We start from the raw sequence: 22,032 nt of genomic DNA on the forward strand, positions 1-22,032 counted from the left end.
CGATCACTCCGTTTCTGTATTTTGATCAACAAATGCACTTGCCAGATAAGCAACCACACTATGAGTATTGACCACAAACGTGCCATGGTCACTATTCACCTGCAACGTTTCATGTGCGTCTAACAGCGGCAATGCTTCCGCCAGCGTCAGGTTACCGCCCACTGCATGCCGCGCTGACTCGGCGACCGCAAACGGCGCCAGCTGACTCAAGGTCACCTGCAACCCTTGATTGGCCTGTGCGCCCTTGAAAAGATCGGCAACAAAATCATTCGCCGGCTGAGTCGCAATCGCTTCCGGCGTATCGACCTGCAAAAGCTTCCCGCTGTGCATCACGCCGATCCGGTCACCTAACTTCATTGCCTCCGCCATGTCATGCGTGACAAAAATCACGGTCGTCTTCATAGCGCGATGCAGCTGCAACAACATATCCTGCAATTGGGTCCGCGAAATCGGATCAAGGGCGGAAAATGGCTCGTCCATTAACACAACTTTAGGCCGTGATGCCAGTGCGCGTAAAATGCCGATCCGCTGCTGCTGGCCGCCTGAAAGTTCACTAGGCATGCGATCACGGTATTCGGCCGGCGGTAAATCAACCATCGTCAACAGCTCATCGGTTGCCTTGCGAATCTTTTGGCGCGACCAGCCTTTCATTTCCGGAATGACGGCAATATTTTGCGCAACGGTCATGGTCGGAAACAACGCAATTTGTTGCAACACGTAGCCTAGATTCCACCGCAAATCGCGAACCGGATAATCCGTGAGCGGTTTGCCGGCAAATTTAATGGTGCCGCTTGTTGGCTCAACCAGGCGATTAATCATTTTCAGCGTGGTCGTTTTGCCGCTGCCGGAGGTCCCGACCAAGACAAACAATTCACCTTGCTCCACATTCAGGCTTAAGTCATCAACCACTGGCTTGCCATCGTAGGCTTTGGTCACGTTTTCCAAGCTAATCAGTGCCATCAGCGCGCCTCCTTTAGCAGGCCATGCCGGACAAGGTAACGATGCGCCACTGTTGCGGCTTTTTCGCGGCGGACACTGACCGCATAGTTCATATCCTGCATCTGCTTTTCGGTGATGTGGTTCGCCAGCTTATTTAACGCCGTGACCAACTGCGGATGGCGCTTGGCAAAACTGTTGCGCATGAGTGGCGCGCCGCGATAAATCGGGAACAAGCCTTTGTCATCCTTCAAAGCGACAAGGTGATACTGCCGCAGTTGCGCGTCTGTCGTATAGCCGTCAGTCAGGTTAATCTGTCCCCGATCCAATGCCTGATATCGCAGCGACGGATCCATTGAGTCGACCTTGAACTGGAGGCCATATTTCTGCTTAATGCCTTTATACCCATCCTGGCGATCAATGAATTCCAAGTCGAAGCCAGCGCGAATCGACGGGGCAATTTTGGCCAAATCACTAATTGTCTTCAACTGGTAGCGCTTGGCGAAACTGGCTTTGACAACCAGCGCGTAAGTATTGTTGTACGCCATGGGTTTCAGATAACGCAGTCCTTGCTTCGCCAGTAGTTGCTGGGCCAGCGGATAGTTGTTTTTGCCTGCCGCCACTTGTTTCTGTTGGGCGGCAGTCGGCTTCGTCAAGCTTTCCAGCACGGTTCCGGAAAACTCAGGGTATATGTTGATCTTATCGGTTTGCAGCGCATTGTACAAGAAGCTCGTCTGGCCAAAATTCGGTTTCAGCGTCACCTTCACATCAGGGTCGGCTTTTTGGATTAATTCCTTATACATGCTAATTAAAATGTCCGGCTCACTGCCTAATTTGCCGGCAATCGTGATGGTTTCTTTAGGTGCCGTCGCCCAGTTGTAAACCTGGGTGCCAGCAAAGCCCAGTAATGCAATACCAACCACGCTGACACTCAGCTTCCAATTGACTTTTTGCAGTAAATTCAGTAGCCACGAAAAGACAATCGCCAACAACGCCGCCGCCAGCGCACCCATCAAGGTCAATGAAGCATCGTTGCGATCAATGCCCAGCAGGATAAACGTCCCCAGTCCGCCGGCGCCAATCAACGCTGCCAAAGTGGCGGTCCCGATAATCAAAACCATCGCGGTGCGCACACCGGATAAAATGACCGGCAACGCAATCGGCAATTCGACTTTGAACAATTTGCGCAGTCGGCTCATGCCAAATGCATCGGCGGCTTCTTCATACGACGGATCGATATCCTGCAGTCCGATATAAGTATTTTGAAAAATTGGCAGCAGTGCGTAAACGACCAACGCAATGATCGCCGGCACCGTGCCGATACCGACGAATGGAATCAACAACCCTAACAAGGCTAATGAAGGAATTGTTTGCAAAACGCCGGTTACCTGAAGTAAAACTGCCGCTACTTTGGGATGCGTCTGTACCCAAACAGCGAGCGGAATGGCAATGATGACTGCCAAAACAAGCGCAATCAGCGATATTTCAATATGTTGTCCTAAGGCATTGAGCAATTCAACGTGGCGCTCGGAAACCGTCCGCCATAAATCAGCCATGTCAAACCTCCATTTACTTTAATTATTCATAAGTGTACCACCTTGATTTCCGATGCAACAACAAGTGTTATGTCGCATTACTTTACTTTTCAGGCCGCTGGGCTTAAGATTGTTGACACTATTTTAAACACGAGAGGAGCGCCGCTATTATGGAGAATGCAACCAAAGCAGAAGAACAAGCACGCGTCACGGCGGTTATCGAGAAGCTGAAGGCAAGGTTAGCGGCTATTCATGAGCAAATCGAAGCGGCGCACCGCGAAACCAGCCGCATTGAACGGGCTTACGGTGAAAACACGAAAGTCAACGTCACCGAAGTCGATGACCAAATGGAAACCAACGCCGCTGTTCAGCAGCAAAAAGTCATGGTCGCGCGGGCCGTTGAAAACGAAACGATCCTCAAACACGAAGGTGATCGCCTGACACTACTGGCGGACAATCCTTATTTTGGCCGTATTGACATCGATGAAGATGGTGAGCCAGATACCCTTTATATCGGGACGGCGACGTTCATTGATGAAAATGGCGATTTTCTGGTGTATGACTGGCGCGCGCCGATTAGTTCCATCTACTACAATGGCACGCTGGGTGACGTCACCTATGAAACGCCGGCCGGAGAACAACACGCGGTTTTGAAAAATAAGCGCCAATTCCAAATTGAACACGGCCATATCAAAACCATGTTTGATACCAACGAAACCGTTGGCGATGAAATTCTGCAGTCCGTGCTTGGTGATCAGTCCGACGAATACATGAAAAACATCGTCGCGACGATTCAGCGGGAACAAAATGACATTATCCGTGACACTTCCAGTGATTTGCTCGTGGTGCAAGGGGTCGCCGGTTCCGGTAAAACCAGCGCCGTGCTCCAGCGTGTTGCCTACCTGCTGTATCACAGCCGCAGCGATTTGGATGCCGATCAGATGGTACTCTTTTCACCCAACCGCCTTTTTGCCAATTACATTTCCCAAGTGTTGCCAAGTCTTGGTGAAAAGAACATGCGTCAGGCCACGTTGTTTGAATTCTTGGCCAACCGCTTTACCGGCCTGCACGTGGAAACCCTGTTCGAACGGTATGAACACGACGCGGCAGGTTTGCCACAAGCTGCCGAGACCATTCGCCGGTTCAAAGAAGCCCCGAGTTACTTGGAAGCCATTTATGACTTTGCCAAAAATCCGGATCGTACGCCGCATTTCATTGATGTTGAATTTAACGGTGAAACCTTCTTTTCCGCTCCTAATATTGCCAAGATTTACCAGTCGCAGCCGGCGTTGATGCAGCCAGTTGACAAGTTTACAGCCACTAAAAACGCCTTGATCAAACGCTTGAATGCCCGCATTCATATGGAGGCCAAGCAAGACTGGGCGCAGTTGCAGGTTTCGGATTTATCGCAAAGTGAATTGGAAACCTTAACCGCCGATCATGAATTTGCGACCGGTGAAGACGAGCAGCAATTCGTGTCGGAAGCCATTGTCTCCAAGGCTTTTGCCCCGATTTACGACGCGCTTTACAATGATCACTTCTATGATGTGTTCCAGGATTACCAACACTTCATGGCCCAGGTCGATGCGCCAGTCAGCGAACCGGTTTGGCAGACCATGATCACCGCCTTTTCCGATGGGATTGAATCGCATCACTTGCGTCTTGAGGATGCCGCGCCACTGCTATATCTGCGCGATCTGAGTACGGGCAGCGGGCAAAACAGCCTGATTCAGTACGTCTTTGTCGATGAAATGCAGGATTTCAGTATGGCGCAATTGCTGTACCTGAAGCACGCGTTCCCTAAAGCAAAGTTGACGTTGCTCGGGGATGCCAAGCAGGACGTCTTTACCAGCAACTATCAGCCTAGTGACTTCATTCATGAAATCAAAGATGTTTTTGCTGGCTATAAGATTCGGCTCATTACGTTAAACAAGAGCTATCGTTCGACACAGCCGATTACGAATTTTGCCAAAGCCTTGTTGCCTGAACACGACCATATCCAAGCCTTCAATCGCGCTGGTGACAAGCCGGAAGTTCTAACGGTTCCGCGCGCGGATGCGACCGCGGCCTTGTCCAAGTTGGTCACGCGGCTGTTGACGGCTGATGGCACAGTGGCGATTTTAACTAAAGACGCCCAGACTGCGGATCAGCTTTACGCGACGCTCAAGCTCGACACCCCGGTCACGTTATTGTCCGCGAACGATCACAGTCTCAAAAGCGGTTGTGTCATTCTGCCGGTATACTTGGCCAAGGGGCTTGAATTCGATGCGGTCGTCGGTTGGGATGTCTCCGCGTCAACCTACCAAAATGAAGCTGATCGCGATATTCTCTATACCCTGTGCTCCCGTGCGTTGCACCATTTGAATCTGGTCGCGCTGGACGCGCCTAGCCCATTGATCACGGCATTGCCGACTGATCTCTATCGACACGCTGGCGATGCTTCGGAGGCAAGGGTTTAGTTGTTTCGACTTCACTGAGTTCCATGCCGTGCCAAACTCCGCAATCTCCGGCGGGGTCTGGGCTGGAACGTGGTGGGCACGACTTAGAGCCTCTGCAAAACCGGCAGAGTCTCTAAGCTCGGCCTTGTACTACGCCGGGAAGATCGCCCGGCTAGTACAATCTCACCACTGAGCCCGCCCCCGCCTCCGATTGCTCCGCTTTGGCACTAATATTTTGTTCCATCAATTCTGTAATATACTCACAAAAATCGGCACTAACGATGACTGATCCTGATCGTTAGTGCCGATTTGATTTTGCAGCTAGTATTATGCTAGCTTATTAATAGAAATTTTTAATCAACTTTCTAAATAAAAGTCCCGGAGGCAACGTCTTGTTCAATCTGCTTCGAACCTTCATGGCGGTTTATGAAACCCGCAGCTTTTCATTGGCCGCCGAGCAACTGTTCTCCAGCCAACCGACTGTTTCGCATCATATTCACCAGTTGGAACATGAGCTGAATGTTTCTCTTTTTGAGCGGAACAAACGCAGTGCCACCATTCCGACAGCGGCAGCCGATATTCTCTATGAATTTAGCAGCAACTTGCTCGCTGACTGGGATAAAGCCAAGCAAGCGATGCAAAACACAGCGACAACCGCTTCAGTCGAACTGAATATCGGCATTTCGCAAAGTGTTGCCGTTGTTTTGTTCCCTAGTTTGGCACGCGGATTGAAAACAGCCTTCCCTTTTCTGGAATTCAATGTTGCCGTTTTGAATTCGCTCCAAGTGGTGAAGCAGATGGAGGCGCGGCGGCTTGATCTGGGATTCATCGAGCAACCGTTGACGCTAAAAGGTGCGGTCAGAACCACGCTTTGTGCGGATCAATTGGTGGTGGCAGGCTGGCCTACCGGTACTTGGCTCACGCGCGAGGAAGGCTCCGGCATGCGCTATTACACAACTGCCTATCTACAAGAAGCCGGCATCACACCCGATCATCTCATGACCGTTAACAACAACAGCATGCTCCGAGCGCTGGTGCAAAACAAGGTCGGCCAGGCGTTGCTGTCGGATCGGATCGTCCCCCAAGAAGTGCCGCAGCAAACCATCGGCGCAAAATTTCGCCGGCATTTTTACCTGTTGCAAAATCCCGATGTTCACTGGCCGCACAAGCAAGCCATGCTGGACACGATCCAGCATTTAGCCAACAAGGTTGACTAAATCACCACCATCGCCATCAGCTAATTAATCAGTCGTATCCCGCGGCGCTTGCTGAGTCTGCCAGGCGGCGCGAATATTTAAGTGCAAAAAGCGCAGGTAATGACCCGTGACGAATACCAGCATCAACGTTGCAACTAGCCATTCGCTCCACTGCACCACGCTTAACAGGTTATGGGCAACACCGGTTTTTGCGAAAATGCCGATGAAACGCGTTAACGCCGTGGCGGAAATGACTAGCGGAAACGTAAACGCGGCAAAGCTTGGGTAAAACGACAACCGCGTGTACTGGCGAATGCTGAACAGCGTGCCAAAATATAAGCTCTGAGCAAAGATCAACATGCCAAGTGCAAACCAGAAATTAGGCTGATTGAAGCTGGCGAGATAACCGGTCAAGCACAGCGAGGCCGGTGCCGCCATAATGGTTAACAGTGGCTGGGTAGCCTCTGGTAATGGTACCACCCGCACGCGATGCACGACTACAGGAAACAACGCGGCATACAGGACAAATGCGATCCAGAAAAGCGGTTGCCCCAAAGCAGGCACAAATTGGGCACTGGTCACCGGAATAACGCCTAATCCGACAAACGTGACGAACCAACTCGGGTAAATCATGTGCCAGGCTTTTTGCTGCGTGAGCAAGTGCCGAGACAGGAAGAATGCCATCAGACCGAAGTGAATGAGCACCGCCATCACCCACACAACAGTCGCCACTTGGATAGGCATCCCCCAAGCGGTGAAGTAGGTGCACAAAATCATGAGCGTCATCGAAAATGTCGGCGACACCGAGGCGATGATCGGATCCTGTAAACTTTTGGCAGCATGAAGCGGGGTCAGGCAAAGCTTCAGTAAAATCACCGCAAACAGCAAAAGCGCCACAATCCCGGTGACATCCCCCGCCAATTGCCATCCGGCTAATTTATATAAGTTCCCTAACGATGCCAGGCCCAGCGTCAAGCCAGCCATTGGTAACGGTACTTTTTTCAAAAATGTTGTCATGTCAGCCTCCTTCGCATGCCATTGAGTCTAACAAGAATGACTGGTGGTAGCTAAATGAATCTATTGCATCGTTAATATTCAGAAACTGAATAAGACTGAAAAACGTTGACAGTCAGCCGCAAAGCCGACCGTCAACGTTTTTCAGTCCGCACACGATTTAAACTAACAGGATCGTGGCATTGTTAAGCATGTGTAAGCCAATCGAATAGCGCATGTCGCGGGTTCGCAGATAGGTCCAGGCCAAGACACCACCAAGCGCTGCGTAAATGAAGAGGTTGTAGTCAATCCGTGACCCGACAACGTGGGCAAAGCCGAACGCAAAGGCACTGACTAAAATGCTGACCCACTGCCACTTGCGCTGTCGTAATGAGCCAAAACTGTTCATCAATAAGCCGCGAAAAAGGTACTCTTCAACAATCGGACCTCCGACCACGGCCAGTAATTTAATGCCCCAAGGATAAGTTTTCACCAGATGAAGCAAATTGCTCTGATTCGCTGCTTGCGGGGTATGTAACAAATGCATCAGTAGCGAATTCGTTAGTTGAATGACGAAGAGCAAGCCGATTCCCTGCCAAATGACAGCAGCCGGATGCTTCACTGTCAAGGGACCTTGCTGCCGATACCACCGGCGATAGACCAGCATTAACAGCCCGATCAATACCCCAAACGAAATGACAAACGCGCCAATCGCGCCATAAGCACCCCAAGCCGCTTCCCCGCGAACCAGTGCCAACTCAGCAAACGAGTATAAGATAAACCCAATGCCGACGCCTAATACCTGTAAAAAAGAATGGAATATTTTCAAAGTTAACGTCCTTTCAAGGGAGAGTCGTTACTGTTTCATCATACCAATAATTTCTTGAGCACCAAAATCTTGGGCTTTCGTTGGTCACGCAGATCGTTATAAGGTTTGCTCGCGTTCCAACCTTTTAAATGCAGAAAAAAAGCCCAACAGATCAACTGACCTGTCAGGCAACGTCATTTGCAGCCGTCTATCGGGCTTGAACCGACGACCTCATCCTTACCATGGATGCGCTCTACCGACTGAGCTAAGACGGCAAATGTTTCGGTTGTTTAAAAACAACTGCCTAATTAATGTACACTAAATCTCCTGCACTCGCAAGCCTTTTTTGGAAAAAGTCGTCAGGATTGTCGACTAAGAATGGGCTGATTTCGAAAAAATCATCAACAAGCTTGCAAACGATTCCTTGCCGATTTCATCCTCGTAAATTATCCGAGTGCCGCCTGCTTACTAGTAATGATCGCGACAGGAAATAATTGTCATCGTGTTTGCCTCAATTTCGTAAATTAAGCGGTGTTCTTGCGTGATTCGGCGCGACCACATACCAGACAAGCCGTGTTTCAATGGTTCTGGTTTACCCAGGCTATCAAACGGTGTCCGGTCGATCGATGTGATGAGCCGATTAATTTTTCTGAGCGTGGCTTTATCAGCTTGCTCAAACCAACTGATATAGTCGTGCTAGGCATCGTCAGTCCAGCGCTTAATCATCCCCGCCACCGACATCCTTTAAATCGTGTTGCCGGGTTTTACCAGCGGCAATTTGGGCTTGACCACGGCGGATCTTGGCCATGAGTTCAGGATTCGACAAAATCCTCATCGTTTCTTGCATGGCATCAAAATCACGTTTATTCATCAAGACGGCAGTATCAGCCTCATTATCACGGCTAGTAATCAAGAGTGGCGTGGAGGTGTCATTGACTGCTTGAAGGTAGTGCTTGAGATTGCGGCGGAAAACTGAGTAGGAAACAGCGTCCATGAGATCAGCCTCTTTCTGGAATTCATTGCGTCAGAACTTGCTGAATTAATTGTGCAATTAAATGTGCATGTAAAGCAAGATTTGGTGAATGGTCGAACTCCCTAAATGAACTCGTTGAGCGTCGCAATGGGCACAGACACATCTCAATCCCCCCGACACAATCGCCTCAAACCGTAATCACGCGGTCGAGTTGATCTTTAATTTCACGACGCAGATTATGGGTCACCATAATTAATGTGGTTTTCGGCAGTGATACCAGCAGCTTTTCAATGGAGAGCCCAGCTTTCGCGTCCAGTGCCGCGGTGCCTTCATCGCTGATGATGAGCCGGCTTTGTCTGATCAGACCCCTCGCCAAGGCAATGCGCTGTTTCTGCCCACCTGACAAATCACCACCATTGTGTTTCAACACCGTATCTAGCCCTTGCGTTTGGTGCTTCATAAATTCAGTCAATTGCGCTCCTTTGATGGCCTGTTGTAACACATCGTCATCCACTTGCCGCCCAAGCGTTAAATTAAATCGCAGCGTGTCGTTAAAAATGTAAGGGGCCTGTTCGATGTAAGTAATCTGATCCCGTAAAGAACGCGGATCAAGCTGCCGGTAATCGTGCCCATCCCAGGTGATCTCACCGCGATAATCGGCCAACACATCGCTAATAAGTCGCAACAACGTGGTTTTCCCCCGCCCAGATGGCCCGACAAGCGCCACCTTTTGATTGGCCTGCAACGTCAGGTTCAGATCATTGATGACCGGCTCGTTTTTATGCGGGTATGTAAAGGTCACATTTTGCAGCTTGATAGCTTCGGTCAGCGGTGTCACAGGCGTTTTCGCCTCTTGTGGAGCCGGCGCTGACTTGGCAAACTTATCGAAAATCGGGGCAACCGACTTGACGGTGGTCAGGGCAAAGCTCATCAACGTCAAGCCGCTAAACGTTGTCCCTGCAACAGAATGTATCGTCACCACCGCGCCAACCGGAATGATGTGATTGTAAGCAAGTAACCCGGCCTGAATCAGTAAGAATAGCTGGCTCCCCAAGTTAACCAAATTGATCAGAAACTGAGTGGCCATATTAAACTGAATGTAGCCGACCTGCGCATGGCCAGCGTCATCCGAAGCCTGCTGCACCCGCTCCACCATGACGTGACGCCGATTGGCCATGAAGAGCGTATTAAAACCTTCAAGGATGTCGGTCAATCGATTGGTTAACTTCTCGTTTTCCTGACTCCATGTTGCCGCGGCGGCGCTTAGCTTTTTGCGATAAATCATCGGTACCGTGATTAAGAGCACGGCGCAAACCAATGTCGTGATAAACAGCGAAGCATGATACGTTAACAAAACGAAAATACTGAGAACCACCTGCCAACTGGCCTGAATGAGATATGCGACATTGCGTAGCCCCTGCGTGTTAATGGTGTTGACATCATTGGTCATCCACGAAGTATAAACCGCATCTGACCGGGAATGGTACTGTTCAAACGGCATCGTCGCAATGCTCTTGGTGATCTGCGTGCGAATGTCATTGTTCAACCGGCGTTGAAGCGAGATCTGATAAATGTTGACCAACGTCTGCACGACCAATTGCAAAATTGTCGCTACGACCATCACGATTGCCGCAGTCACGAACGCATTGACCTTAAATTGCGTCAATGCCGTAATCATGTTCCCGGTAAAAACCGATACCGCCGTCATCGCAGCAATCATGACGCCATACATTAAGATAAATAAACCAAACCGCCATTTTAGTCGGAAAAGATACTGTCGAAAAGTCACTGAAAATGCCTCTTTTCATAAGGAACACGATCCGTCTATGCCGGAAATGCAAACTGACACGCCGAGCAATGCCACAATCAACGCATTGGAATATTAGAATAAGCAAATAATAGCATCGAATTCTCATAATAACAATCGTTGCTCATTATTTCCGTGTGCTATTGTGTTTTTGCGCATTTGCCTGACGTTGGGCGTTAGAACGATGGACCAATTTTAAAAGGTGTTGAGTTTTTAGGTGAATATCATGCTGCATCTGTTGTAGATTTGACGTGGACATAAACATTTCTTCGTATATTTTGGGTCGGCTCAACTATGCGCCGCGGTTCAGTTTGTGTTTGTTTTGATACTAAAGGATCCCAATGTATGAGGATTTTAGCGCATATTCAACTTTAACGTTTTAGTTTATATGTAGAAATCCTACCTTGACCTATACCTGCATGAGGTACATAATGCCATTATTGTCGGTTAGCAACGATCGTTATAAGGTATAAAGGCACTTTTGTCAGTCACTAGCAATCTATTAGGTAGTCCCATCACGGTTCTAAGTTTAAGTCTCCCCCCTTACATATAATGAGCCCCATCTTATAAGCCTAATCGTTGCAATTACCACGAAAACTGTGCCTTTTATTGTGACATTCAGATGCTGTTACCAAAGGAGGAATATCTGTTGATAAAATATCGAGTCACTGGCTTTATCATTTTAGTGATGACCATCCTTTTTCTTGGATTGGATCTACTTAATAGCAGCAATAAGCTACTTGCTCTGTTATCTGCCCTTTTTTCCCTGCTAACCGCTGTTTGGTTCATCTATTACAACAAGAAAGTCAGAAAGTTCAATAATAACTAGGTGTATTGCCAGTCTTCCTCGTAAAAAGACCGTTCAATATTCGTTCGGAACGTTGAGTCTTTTGGCTGAAATGGGAAAGAAATAAGAACTAAAAAGCAAAGATGTTCCTCCGAATATGATTTTTCATTATATTTGGGGGGATTTTTATATGCTGTGGTCAGGAAGTAGGTCTTCTTAGTCCTCTGCCACGTTTTATTTCTTGCCAACCTATTGGTTACTTGTTCACACTACATCCCTTTGCTCATCGCTCGCCGCCCAACTCGGCCTTAAATTCCGTCAAAAAGTCTTCCATAACCTGCTGCCGATGTTCAGCAAGTTGCTTGGCTGCTGGGGTATTCAGCTGATCCTTCAGCTTCAACAATTTCTCATAGAAATGATTAATGATGGTGCTTTCCTTCGTGCGATAATTGCTTGGCGTTAAGGCAGTTCGCGGTGCCAGTTCCGGATCATACATGCGACCACCATGTGTGCCACCGTACATAAAGGCGCGACCGATGCCGATTGCCCCAATAGCGTCCAATCGGTCTGCGTCCTGCACCAGCTGACCTTCCAGGGACAAAGGCTGGCGCTTCCCTAAATTGGCTTTAAAGGACATGTGGTCAATAATTGCGATAATTGCTTGAATCTGTTCGTCCGTCAAACCGGCTGCTGCCATCGCATGACGCGCAGCCGACCTCGCTGCGGCGACATCGTTAACCAGTTTGTCGTCATAAGTGTCATGCATCGTGGCTGCCGCGACAACGACGGCCGAGTCAACGCTTGGAGTTTCGGCGGCTAACCGCTTTGCCATCGCGATCACCCGCTCAATATGGTCGAATCCGTGACCGCTATGATCCTGTGTGGAAACGGAGCGCGCATAGGCTGTCAACGCCTGCCAATCAATCATGTAACGTACCTTCCAATCTTTCAAATGTGATTACCTGAACTAATTAACCGATAAGCTACCCTATTTGTTGCATGGCTTAACCTCGAGAGTTCATACTTAAAGTATAAAGAGGTTATGTAAAAGGGGGAACTTTAAAATGAAAAAGCATTGTTTGTCGGCGAGTCAATCGGTTAACCAATTCCATCGACTTTTCTCACCAGTGTCATCTTCGGACATCCCATTGAATCAGCAAAATCTGCTATTCTGGATGGCCACGGAGCTGACACCAAAAACGCCGACGAGTCTTGCCAAGGAGATGCATGTCACCAAAGCTGCCATCACCAAAGCCAGCGGGCCGTTGCTTGACCGCGGGTTGCTTGACAAGCAGCCTGACCCGGACGACTACCGCAGCTTCAAACTCGTCCTCAGCGAAGCGGGACAAGACGCCGTCGAGGATCTGGGGCCTGAATATATGGGGAACCTTGAGCGCCTGTACAACGAATTGGGTGAAAAGAAATACCTCAAGCTCATTAAACTGCTCAGCCAGGCCACCGGTGTCGCAGTCGAAGAATAAGCCAATCGGTCATGTTCGGCAATCCGCCTTACGCAGTGCTTGCGTGAGGCCTTTTTCGTATTTTCTCAACTGCGTTACAATAAACCCATAGTGACATATCACTCAACATTAAACAGTTTACTAATTCCGGCAAAGGAGTTCGATTCGATGGCAATTCCAGATCATATCAGTGTTCGCGGTGCCTATGTCAATAATTTGAAACACCTTAACGTGGATATCCCCTTAAACAAACTCGTGGCGATTACCGGTCGTTCAGGCTCCGGTAAAAGTTCGCTGGCGATGGGCGTTTTGTACGCGGAAGGCATGCGGCGGTATATGAGCGCTTTGTCGACTTATACGCGCCGGCGGTTAGGGCAGACAAGTCCAGCGGCGGCTGATTCGGTCAAGCATATTCCCAGTGCGATCGCCCTCAGACAGCGGCCGGTTGTGCCTGGCATTCGCTCAACCGTTGGCACCGCCACGGAAGCCTTAAATGTGATCCGCCTGATGTTTTCGCGTCTCGGCTCACCGGTTTGTCCAAATGGTCACCGCGTTCCGCCGACACTTGATATTGCCAAGGCCATGGATCTGCCAAATGATGGCGAAAGCGGGATGGGCATGATCACCTGCCCAACTTGCGGGGTTCACTTTATGGCGTTCGCGGCAGAAGATTTTGCCTTTAACTCTACTGGCGCATGCCCAACCTGTGGCGGTACGGGTCAAGCGCGGACGCTGGCGGCCAATCGCCTCATCCCCGACCAAACGCTAACCATTCGCCAAGGCGCCGTTGCCTCATGGCGGCTTCCTGGACGTAACTTCATGCCATACGTCGCCCAGGCAATCGGCATTGACATCGATACCCCCTTCCAGGATCTGCCCAAAGACCAACAAGAACAGGTTTGGCATGGTCAACGGAAAAAATACGCCATCAACATCCCCAGCAAAACAGGCAGAGTTTTCCACATGGACCATGCACAATACGAAAATGCCTTCAATGCGGTTGAAGATTCTTTAGCCACCACCAAGAATGAACGTGCGATTCAGCGCCTGAATCGGTTCTATGAATTCGGCGTTTGCCCGACCTGTCATGGCAGCCGGTTCGCGCCGAAACTGTTGTCACAACTTTTGGTTGATCAAAATATCGCGCAAGTCAGCGACATGACCCTGACGCAGCTTTCCGCGTTTATCCCGAAAATCTACCAATGGCTGCCGCAAAATATGCAGGCGTTGGCGCACGACATCATTAAAGAATTGACGCAACTGCTCAAACCGATCATGGATCTAGGCCTGAGCTACCTGACGTTAAGCCGGGCCGCCGCATCACTGTCCACCGGTGAATTACAACGGATCCAGCTCAGTCGAACACTACGCACCGAAACAACCGGCGTCCTGTACGTCCTCGACGAGCCTTCTATCGGGTTGCATGCCGCCAATGTTGCCGGTTTATTGGAAGTGATGCACGGCTTGGTTGATCAAGGCAACTCACTGGTGGTCGTGGATCACAACACGGCGATCATCAACGCCGCCGATCAAATCGTCGAAATCGGCCCGGGTGCCGGCGTTGACGGGGGTCGCATTCTCGATCAGGGGGATCCCGCCACCGTTAGTCGCAATCCGCATTCGTTAATTGCCCCATTTTTAACCGGCAAAACCCAACTCATCGTCCGCCCGCAAGCTGGTGCCGAAGCAGTTGCCAAGGCCAAGCAATTGCAGCTGACCGTCACCGATCGCTTCAACCTGCACAACTTGCATGTCGGCTTCCCGATTAACTGCTTCTCCGTTGTATCTGGCTTCTCCGGCGCTGGCAAGTCGACACTCATTTTCGACGCGTTAGTCCCGGCATTGTCAGCAACGAAAGATCAGCCGAGCCCGACTTTTGTCCGCGATCTCAAAAGCGGCGGCATTCGGCATGTGGTCGCCATTGACGCGACGCCGGTTGGCAAAAATGTGCGTTCAACTGTTGCCACTTATACTGACATTCTCGATCACCTGCGCCATCTGTTCGCCGCTTTGCCAGACGCCAAAGCCAAGCATTATACCAGCAGTCACTTCTCCTATAACGTCAAGGCGGGTGCCTGCCCCACTTGTGGCGGTACCGGTGTGATCAATCTGGACATTCAGTATTTGCCGGATATGCAGCAAACCTGCCCTACCTGCCATGGTCGTCGCTATAATCCCGAAGTGTTGAAAATCAAATGGCACGACCGCAGCATTGCCGACCTGCTAGATCTCGACGTCGATACCGCACTCAAGGTGTTCAAGGACGAACCGGCAATCGCCCATACCTTGCAGACACTCCACGACATGGGACTGGGCTATCTGCATTTAGGCGAAAGCACACCAACGCTATCCGGTGGCGAGGCCCAACGACTCAAGCTGGTCGCACACATGGGTCGTTCCCAAAAAGACACGCTATTCGTCTTCGATGAACCTTCTGTTGGGTTGCATCCCCTTGATGTTCAAACGTTGGTGGCAGTTTTCCAGCGCCTTTTAAAAACCGGCGCAACTGTCATTGCCATTGAACACGACCTAGATGTTATTGCCAACGCCGATTACGTTTTGGACTTAGGACCAAAAGGCGGGGCTGAAGGCGGCCAGGTCATGGCAGCCGGCACGCCACAAGCCATCGCCAGCCAAGGCCACGGTGAAACCGCCAAATACTTAGCGGCACATCTGGCGGCTTTTCAGGTTAAATGAGAACAAACAAAATCGGCTCCAGAGATCATCTCTAGAGCCGATTTTTTATATCCAGCGCAACCTGCTCGCGCCTTATGCGTTCAAAATATCATCAATTTGTTGAACCTCTTCAGCCGTGAATGTCAGATGTTCTGTCGCCTTGAGGTTATCCTCGAGATGCTCAACTGAGGTCGTGCCGATAATCACGCTGGTAACGACTGGATCACGTAAAAGCCATGCCAACGCCATCTGGGACAATGTCTGGCCACGTCCTTGGGCAATCTCGTTCAGATCGTTGAGCTTTTTAACCACAGCATCCTTGCCTTTCGCAAAAGTGCCTTTGTTGGTGCGATGGATCTGGAAGCTATCCGGAATGCCGTTCAGATACCGATCAGACAATAATCCTTCTGATAATGGACCATACGCAATCAACCCGGCGCCATTCGCCTTCAAAGCATCCGTCAGGCCGGAAGTTTCTGCCTCGCGATTGAACATGTTGTAACTGAACTGGTTCAAGACAAACGGGGTATGCAGGTCTTTAAACATCGCAATGGCCTCTTTGGTCTGCTCCGTATCATAATTGGAAATGCCGATATACAAAGCCTTGCCATCCCGCACGGTTTGATCAAGCGCATTGACGGTCTCTTCCAACGCCACCGTGTCATCGAAACGATGTGCATAATAAATGTCGACATAATCCAGACGCAACCGTTTGAGGGAGTCATTCAGTCCTTGAATGACGGCTTTACGTGAAGTGCCAATGCCATATGGGCCTGGGTGGATTTCATAGCCGACCTTCGTGCTAATCACCAGTTCATCACGATAATCCTTCAAATCAGTTGCCAGAATCTGTCCCAACAGCGTTTCGCTCGAACCGTATCCCGGATCAACATCGCCGTTACCATAATGATTGGCAACATCAAAATGAAAAACACCATGATCAAACGCATCCAGAATCACCGAACGCCGTGAATCAAACGGATCCAGATTGCCATAATGCTGCCACAATCCCAAAGAAATTGCCGGCAACATCAGCCCTGTCTTGCCGGCATGACGAACCGGCATCTTCGCATAACGATCTGTTGCTGCATGATACATGAACAAATCCCCCGCTTTCCTAGTTGTCAGTGAGCGTGAGCCAGCCCGGTTAGAAACCGGAGTGTAAGTGGCCTTGGGCGTGATGGTCGGGCTTTGACCATTGCGACCAAGGTCCTTACACGCAGGTTTCTGGGCTGGCGAACGCGTTATAGTGAGCGTGAGCCGACTTCTGCGCCGGCGAACGCGTTAATGGCAGACAGTTACAAAATAAAAACGTTACAACATTTACCATCTCTATGGTGGCAAACGTTCAACAAACAAGCAACTGGAAACCCTGTTTTCTCCATAAAAATTTATTTTTCAAAAAATTCCGTTAAAAAATGTGCCACGCCGTCATCGACATTGGTATCGGTCACATACCGAGCAACGCGCTTGACTTCAGGCACGGCATTGCCCATCGCCACACTAACGCCAGCGGCCTGCAACATTCCTAAATCATTAAGGCCGTCGCCAAAAGCAATCGTGTGGTCCGGCCCAATGCCGGTCTTTTCCTGTAATTCGCGCACAGCATTGGCTTTATCGACATGCTTGGGAATTAATTCCAAGTTAGTATGCTCAGAAGCCGAGACATGCAAAACATCACGCGCCTCCAAGGCCGTTTTTCCGGCAACCAAAGCTTTCGTATCATTGGGTCCAAAAATAATGCCGTTCGTAATCACTGCGGCGTGGGTCAATAGTTCCCTTATCGATGGCACGCCGACCACCTTAATTTCAACCGATTTAGGTGCAAACTTGCGGGCGGCTGCTTCAATGGCGGGTGGCAGTGTTCCGGTGAAATAAACGGTATCATCACTAAAGTATAAAGCGTTCAGATTCAGATCGGCACTGACTTCTTCAACTGCCGTCAATGCTTCTTCACCAAGTGTGTGATGCACCCGTTCACCGGAAAAGTCATACACGGCGCCATTAGAAGCGATAATGCTGGCGTCGGGCTGAAACTGTTTGGCAACCACTTCTGCCAGCGCATGCATGCGCCCAGTCGCAACATAAAAAGCTGCGCCGGCTGCCACCGCATTTTCCAATGCCTGAGCTGTGTTTACTGTGACATCATGATGATTGGCCGTTAACGTCCCGTCAATATCACTTACGATTAAGTATTTGGCCATGGATATTCCCTTTCTTTTGAGTGAGCTTGAACCAGCCCGATTAGGAGTCGTCAAACGCGTTATAACGAGCAAAACACTATATGAAATCGGCCATAGAAACATCACAAGTTTCTATGACCGATTCTCTTTAACACTCATCTATACAATCATTTCAAATACGTTTCCGATAACCGCTTAAACCAAACGCTTATCGCAATCGTTGCTTAAAGTCCCTGCGGCAGCTTATCAATCTGCGCAGCATACCATTCTTGCCATGGTGTTTCCGGAGCGCCTTGTGCATTGTACTTAACCTTAACCTGCTTCAGAAGATCCAGCAGATTACCTGACCGATGCGTCAACAAGCCGCTCGTCAATTCCTCCCGCGTTAAAGTACGGTTGTCGAGGAGATAATGGTTAATATCGGCCAAATCACCTTGCTTATCAAGCTGGGAGAAAACGTCTAACCCCGCTCCAAAGAACCGGTTAAGGTAAAATTTTGCAAAAGTTTCCAGTGCGGTCTGTTGTGCCGCTTCATTCAATTGATCGATCGTTGTGTTGCTAGCTGCCATGACTAATTTCGTCCTTTCTATTTTATTCCATTATAACCACTTTTAGGCAGTTTTTGAAAAGCCCTCTACCGGCAACGTCGCCGTTTTCAAAAAATAAAGAAATATTTTTAGGATTTTGAAACTTTCCGCCTCTAGTACCTTGATATTGGAGAACGAATGTTATAATATGCCACTTATGTTGGGAATTTTTGAAAGGCTGGAGGCATTATGGAAAAAGAAAAATTACATCTCGGGGACGCTGTGGTTTGTCAGGTTAAGGAAGACATGGAAGCGCCTTTTACCGGGAAAATCGAAAAAGTTTACGAAAACTCTGCATTGCTCACCATTACTGACTATGCAGAGCAAGACCGACAGAATGCTTCAGAGCTGAATTTTAAAATTGTAACAAATTTCCACGCCATGACTAAAAACCTTGGCGGCGGCACTGTCTTGGCATTCCCACCAGAATCAGCCGAGGATCAGAAAAAATAATCATCCGATAACGATCAGCCAAGCATGACTTACTAACGCTGTGGCCATGCCGGTTGTTATTGTTTACTTAGTCGCATCCCAATAGAACAAACTACCCCCGGCAGCCCGCAAACTAGGCTAGCCGGGGTTTTTAATAGCTAAAACTTAACTTAGGTGTTTAAACGACTTGTAGCTATCTTGACTGCCGAGGCATTTTCGTTGTCAAGATGGCGAATTTGGGTACAATAAGTGGCGCGGTTCACACATTATCATTAAAAGGCGGCAATCCATATGCAAACCAAAGATCAACCCATCCACGAAAGTCTATTAATCGGCACGTTGCTTACCGGCGCTGCCGGCAGCTTTGATGCGTTTACCTATTTGCTGCATGGCGAAGTTTTTGCTGGCTTGCAAACCGGGAATGTCATCCTATTAGGCGTGCATCTTAGTCAGGCGCAATGGTATACGGCCATTCGTTATATCGTACCGATTCTGGCCTTCATGTTCGGCACGATGGCGGCACGGGCCATTCAACTGCAAGCCGATAAACGTCAGCATCCCTTGAGCGAACAACGCTGGATCATTCGTTACGAAATCGGATTAATTTTGCTCGTCAGTCTGCTGGGTCGCTGGCTACCTGACTTAGTCGCCAGCGCCATGGTCTCGCTCATTGCTGCCGCCCAACTTCAGGAGTTCCGCCGGTTACGCGGGGGCCCGTTTACTTCATTAATGATGACCGGCAATCTCCGGACAGCTGCCCAGAATCTCTATGATGGCTTCATTCGCGGCCAGCAAAAAAGCCGCGAATCCGCAGCTGTGATCGGTACCATTATCCTGAGTTTTGCGGCTGGCGCTGGTATCACCAGCATCCTCACCCACTATATCGGCACCTATGCTTTGGCCGGCGCGGCGCTGTGCCTAATCGCCATTGACGGCATTTTCTGGCAAGACCAGATTAAACTGCATTAAGCGCTGGCTTCCCCAGCCACTTTCTGCCCCTGATGCAGGAAGCCTAAGTCATTAAAATCCGTGACCCGAAAACGCTCGTTAGTCCAGGACAATTTGGTAACACTGGCATTGTCGAGCATTTCCCGTCCATCAATGTTGTAGTGGATGTAATTCAACCACATCAACGCAGCGGTTCCGTGGGTCACCACCAAAACGCGCTGCCAATCTTTTGTCTCGGCTTCCACGGCAATTGCGCGCAAAGTCCGATTGAGCCGTTCCTGAACCATGCGATTCGTCTCGGCAGTATTCGGATGTTGATCCATATTAGCCGCAAACGCCGCATCAGCCGTTTGCGCCAAGGTAATTTCGCGATTGGCCAAGGCTTTGTGAAAATTGGCAACACCCATGGTCGCTAACGAAAAATCATTCGCCAGCTGCCCTTCAAACTTGCCATAATTTTCTTCACGTAAGCCCATCAGCGTTGTGACCGGCAACGGTTCATCTAGCCCGCTTAAAATAAAATGCGCCGTGTCGATTGCGCGGGTCAAATCACTCGCAAATGCTGCATTAAATCGAATGCCTGCTGTCTTAAACCCTAATCCCAATGCTTTGGCATCCGCAATGCCTTTGGCGGTTAAGGCAGAATCAGCCATTCCCTGAACCCGTTTTTGAACATTAAATTCGGTTTGCCCGTGACGGACAAGATAAAGCGTTGTCATGATAATAATCCCCTAATTTCTGTGAGCGTGAGCCGGCGCGTTCAGGAGCCGGAGTATAAGTGGCCTTGGGCGTGATGGTTGGTTTTTGGCCATTGCGACCAAGGTCCTTATACGCAGGCTCCTGCGCCAGCGAACGCGTTATTTTCATCGTTGACTTGTCCCTAAGCCAGTTTCAGGTAATCTGCTAAATAATCCGCAACGCCATCGTGTTCGTTATCACTTGGCGTATGCGCGTCGGCTGCTGCAAGAATGGCCGGACGCGCATTTTTCATAGCCACCCCATGACCGGCAAATTGCAGCATGTCCAAATCATTCATATCGTCGCCAAACGCAATAATATGCGACTGATCAATGCCGTAACATCCCGCCACATAAGCCAATGCCCGGGATTTACTCGTATTGCGGCTAGTGACTTCCAGCGCCGTGTACTCCCCGCTCCAGGCGCCCCAGGTCTTGGCCGCCAGATGCGGATACAACGCCGCAACCTGCGCGGCAACCGGCTTGAAGATCTTGGCTTCCATAAACATGGTGACCGAAATCGGCGCCTGCCGCAACCCCTGCTCATCCAACAACGCATCAGGATGCAGGCGATCCGGTAAAAACGGGATGTTGGCGTATGGCCGATCCGCCACCAACAAGCGCTTGCCTTCTGCCACCATGACCTTGAACGCAAACTCTTGCTTCAACTGGCGCAAGGACAAGGCAACCGGAATCGGAATCGTGACTTCCTTTTCATACTGCCAGTGGCGGTGCGGCATGTGAATCAAGGCACCGTTGAAATTAATCATCGGCCCTTGCAGTTTCAAAGCATCATAAAATTGTTCGGAAATCGCATCCGGGCGGCCGGTAGCAATAACCACCAAATGGCCTGCTGCCTGCGCCGCCTGCAAAACAGCGATCGTGCCAGCGCTCAACTGACCATCAGCGTTCAAGGTCGTACCATCCAGATCCAGTGCGATAAGATAACGATTCATGCAGCAGCCTCTTTTCAATCATTTTTCGAAAGCGATCAAGGATAGCCATCTGCAACCCGTTCCCCTACAATAGGTAGTTAGAAAGCGAGGACAAGATGGCTGAATCAATTGTACTTTATACAGACGGCGGCAACCGCAACACCGGCAATCACGCTGGCGGCTCAGTCCGTCCCACCGATAAAAGCGCGTGGGCGGCGTTACTGATCTATGGGGAGCACGAGAAAATGCTCTCTGAAGGCGATTACGGCCGAACCAATAATTATATGGAAATTATGGCGGTGATTCAAGGATTAAAAGCGATCAAGCGCACGGACATTCCAGTCGACGTTTACTCCGATTCCGCATACGTGATCAACACCATGCAACAGCGCTGGTGGGTCAAGTGGCAGCAAAATGGCTGGCGCAACCACGGCAAGCCGGTTAAAAACGCCGAGCTATGGCAGGCACTGTTGCATCAAGTTAACCGCTTTGATCACGTGACGTTTCATAAAGTGAAGGGCCACGCCACCAATCATAACAACAATCGCGTTGATGAGGCATTGAACCAAACCATGGATCGGCTCGATGATCGCTCCTGATC

At 49.8% G+C, this 22,032-nt stretch carries 20 protein-coding genes and 1 tRNA gene; 7 read left to right on the forward strand and 14 right to left on the reverse strand.

What is annotated here, in order from left to right; translation table 11 throughout:
- Window positions 1–3: 3 nt before the first annotated feature.
- Window positions 4–960 carry an ABC transporter ATP-binding protein gene (locus LHUE1_RS03600; RefSeq protein ID WP_049172823.1) on the reverse strand — a complete coding sequence of 319 codons (957 nt, stop codon included), beginning with the start codon at window positions 958–960 and terminating at the stop codon, window positions 4–6.
- A complete protein-coding gene (locus tag LHUE1_RS03605) occupies window positions 960–2,492 on the reverse strand; it encodes an ABC transporter permease/substrate-binding protein (RefSeq protein ID WP_049172826.1) in 1,533 nt (510 codons plus the stop codon). The genes LHUE1_RS03600 and LHUE1_RS03605 overlap by 1 nt, the downstream gene beginning before the upstream one ends.
- 149 nt (window positions 2,493–2,641) lie before the next feature.
- Here LHUE1_RS03605 and helD point away from each other — a divergent pair, with 149 nt between their 5' ends.
- Window positions 2,642–4,930 carry an RNA polymerase recycling motor HelD gene (gene helD / locus LHUE1_RS03610; RefSeq protein WP_277848265.1) on the forward strand — a complete coding sequence of 763 codons (2,289 nt, stop codon included), beginning with the start codon at window positions 2,642–2,644 and terminating at the stop codon, window positions 4,928–4,930.
- Between the two features lie 371 nt (window positions 4,931–5,301).
- On the forward strand, window positions 5,302–6,126 hold the full coding sequence (locus tag LHUE1_RS03615) for a LysR family transcriptional regulator (RefSeq protein ID WP_049170991.1): 825 nt from the start codon (window positions 5,302–5,304) through the stop codon (window positions 6,124–6,126).
- A gap of 24 nt (window positions 6,127–6,150) precedes the next feature.
- Here the strand turns inward: LHUE1_RS03615 and LHUE1_RS03620 are convergent, their stop codons facing one another.
- From LHUE1_RS03620 to LHUE1_RS03650, 7 genes are all read right to left on the reverse strand, one after another.
- Complete coding sequence (locus tag LHUE1_RS03620; protein WP_049170989.1) at window positions 6,151–7,122, reverse strand: TDT family transporter; 972 nt, start codon at window positions 7,120–7,122, stop codon at window positions 6,151–6,153.
- Window positions 7,123–7,279: 157 nt separating this feature from the next.
- Window positions 7,280–7,927, reverse strand: coding sequence for a CPBP family intramembrane glutamic endopeptidase (locus tag LHUE1_RS03625; RefSeq protein ID WP_049170987.1), 648 nt, complete (start codon window positions 7,925–7,927; stop codon window positions 7,280–7,282).
- 181 nt (window positions 7,928–8,108) lie between these two features.
- Window positions 8,109–8,181 (reverse strand) — tRNA-Thr (locus LHUE1_RS03630).
- Between the two features lie 193 nt (window positions 8,182–8,374).
- Window positions 8,375–8,593, reverse strand: coding sequence for a Txe/YoeB family addiction module toxin (locus tag LHUE1_RS03635; RefSeq protein ID WP_191978409.1), 219 nt, complete (start codon window positions 8,591–8,593; stop codon window positions 8,375–8,377).
- 31 nt (window positions 8,594–8,624) lie between these two features.
- On the reverse strand, window positions 8,625–8,900 hold the full coding sequence (locus LHUE1_RS03640; RefSeq protein WP_049170985.1) for a type II toxin-antitoxin system Phd/YefM family antitoxin: 276 nt from the start codon (window positions 8,898–8,900) through the stop codon (window positions 8,625–8,627).
- Window positions 8,901–9,066: 166 nt separating this feature from the next.
- Window positions 9,067–10,668, reverse strand: coding sequence for an ABC transporter ATP-binding protein (locus tag LHUE1_RS03645; protein ID WP_049170983.1), 1,602 nt, complete (start codon window positions 10,666–10,668; stop codon window positions 9,067–9,069).
- Between the two features lie 1,088 nt (window positions 10,669–11,756).
- Entirely contained in the window at window positions 11,757–12,401 is a 645-nt protein-coding gene (locus tag LHUE1_RS03650) for an HD domain-containing protein (RefSeq protein ID WP_049170980.1), read from the reverse strand.
- 136 nt (window positions 12,402–12,537) lie between these two features.
- Between LHUE1_RS03650 and LHUE1_RS03655 the strand changes: the two genes are divergently transcribed.
- Together LHUE1_RS03655 and LHUE1_RS03660 are read left to right on the forward strand one after the other, a co-directional pair.
- A complete protein-coding gene (locus LHUE1_RS03655) occupies window positions 12,538–12,954 on the forward strand; it encodes a MarR family transcriptional regulator (protein WP_277848266.1) in 417 nt (138 codons plus the stop codon).
- A gap of 147 nt (window positions 12,955–13,101) precedes the next feature.
- Window positions 13,102–15,630 (forward strand): excinuclease ABC subunit UvrA, encoded by a 2,529-nt coding sequence (locus LHUE1_RS03660; RefSeq protein WP_049170978.1) that lies wholly within the window; start codon window positions 13,102–13,104, stop codon window positions 15,628–15,630.
- Between the two features lie 72 nt (window positions 15,631–15,702).
- Here the strand turns inward: LHUE1_RS03660 and LHUE1_RS03665 are convergent, their stop codons facing one another.
- From LHUE1_RS03665 to LHUE1_RS03675, 3 genes are all read right to left on the reverse strand, one after another.
- Complete coding sequence (locus tag LHUE1_RS03665) at window positions 15,703–16,707, reverse strand: aldo/keto reductase (protein WP_049170975.1); 1,005 nt, start codon at window positions 16,705–16,707, stop codon at window positions 15,703–15,705.
- 293 nt (window positions 16,708–17,000) lie between these two features.
- On the reverse strand, window positions 17,001–17,813 hold the full coding sequence (locus LHUE1_RS03670; protein ID WP_277848267.1) for a Cof-type HAD-IIB family hydrolase: 813 nt from the start codon (window positions 17,811–17,813) through the stop codon (window positions 17,001–17,003).
- Between the two features lie 203 nt (window positions 17,814–18,016).
- Window positions 18,017–18,361, reverse strand: a complete 345-nt coding sequence (locus LHUE1_RS03675) for a hypothetical protein (protein WP_010490885.1) — start codon at window positions 18,359–18,361, stop codon at window positions 18,017–18,019.
- A 207-nt stretch (window positions 18,362–18,568) separates the two neighbouring features.
- On the opposite strand from LHUE1_RS03675, the gene LHUE1_RS03680 reads away from it, so the two are divergent.
- Both LHUE1_RS03680 and LHUE1_RS03685 read left to right on the forward strand, forming a co-directional pair.
- Window positions 18,569–18,832, forward strand: coding sequence for a hypothetical protein (locus LHUE1_RS03680; protein ID WP_025013126.1), 264 nt, complete (start codon window positions 18,569–18,571; stop codon window positions 18,830–18,832).
- Window positions 18,833–19,102: 270 nt separating this feature from the next.
- Entirely contained in the window at window positions 19,103–19,780 is a 678-nt protein-coding gene (locus LHUE1_RS03685; RefSeq protein ID WP_049169620.1) for a YoaK family protein, read from the forward strand.
- On the opposite strand, the gene LHUE1_RS03690 is transcribed toward LHUE1_RS03685, so the two are convergent.
- Together LHUE1_RS03690 and LHUE1_RS03695 are read right to left on the reverse strand one after the other, a co-directional pair.
- Window positions 19,777–20,478, reverse strand: a complete 702-nt coding sequence (locus LHUE1_RS03690) for a histidine phosphatase family protein (RefSeq protein WP_277848268.1) — start codon at window positions 20,476–20,478, stop codon at window positions 19,777–19,779. The genes LHUE1_RS03685 and LHUE1_RS03690 overlap by 4 nt on opposite strands.
- Before the next feature lie 161 nt (window positions 20,479–20,639).
- Window positions 20,640–21,452 carry a Cof-type HAD-IIB family hydrolase gene (locus tag LHUE1_RS03695; RefSeq protein ID WP_049169623.1) on the reverse strand — a complete coding sequence of 271 codons (813 nt, stop codon included), beginning with the start codon at window positions 21,450–21,452 and terminating at the stop codon, window positions 20,640–20,642.
- Between the two features lie 95 nt (window positions 21,453–21,547).
- Between LHUE1_RS03695 and LHUE1_RS03700 the strand changes: the two genes are divergently transcribed.
- Entirely contained in the window at window positions 21,548–22,030 is a 483-nt protein-coding gene (locus LHUE1_RS03700; protein ID WP_049169625.1) for a ribonuclease H family protein, read from the forward strand.
- The last annotated feature ends 2 nt before the right edge of the window (window positions 22,031–22,032 follow it).

It is taken from the genome of Lacticaseibacillus huelsenbergensis, assembly GCF_029726355.1.
Taxonomy (GTDB): Bacteria; Bacillota; Bacilli; order Lactobacillales; family Lactobacillaceae; genus Lacticaseibacillus; species Lacticaseibacillus casei.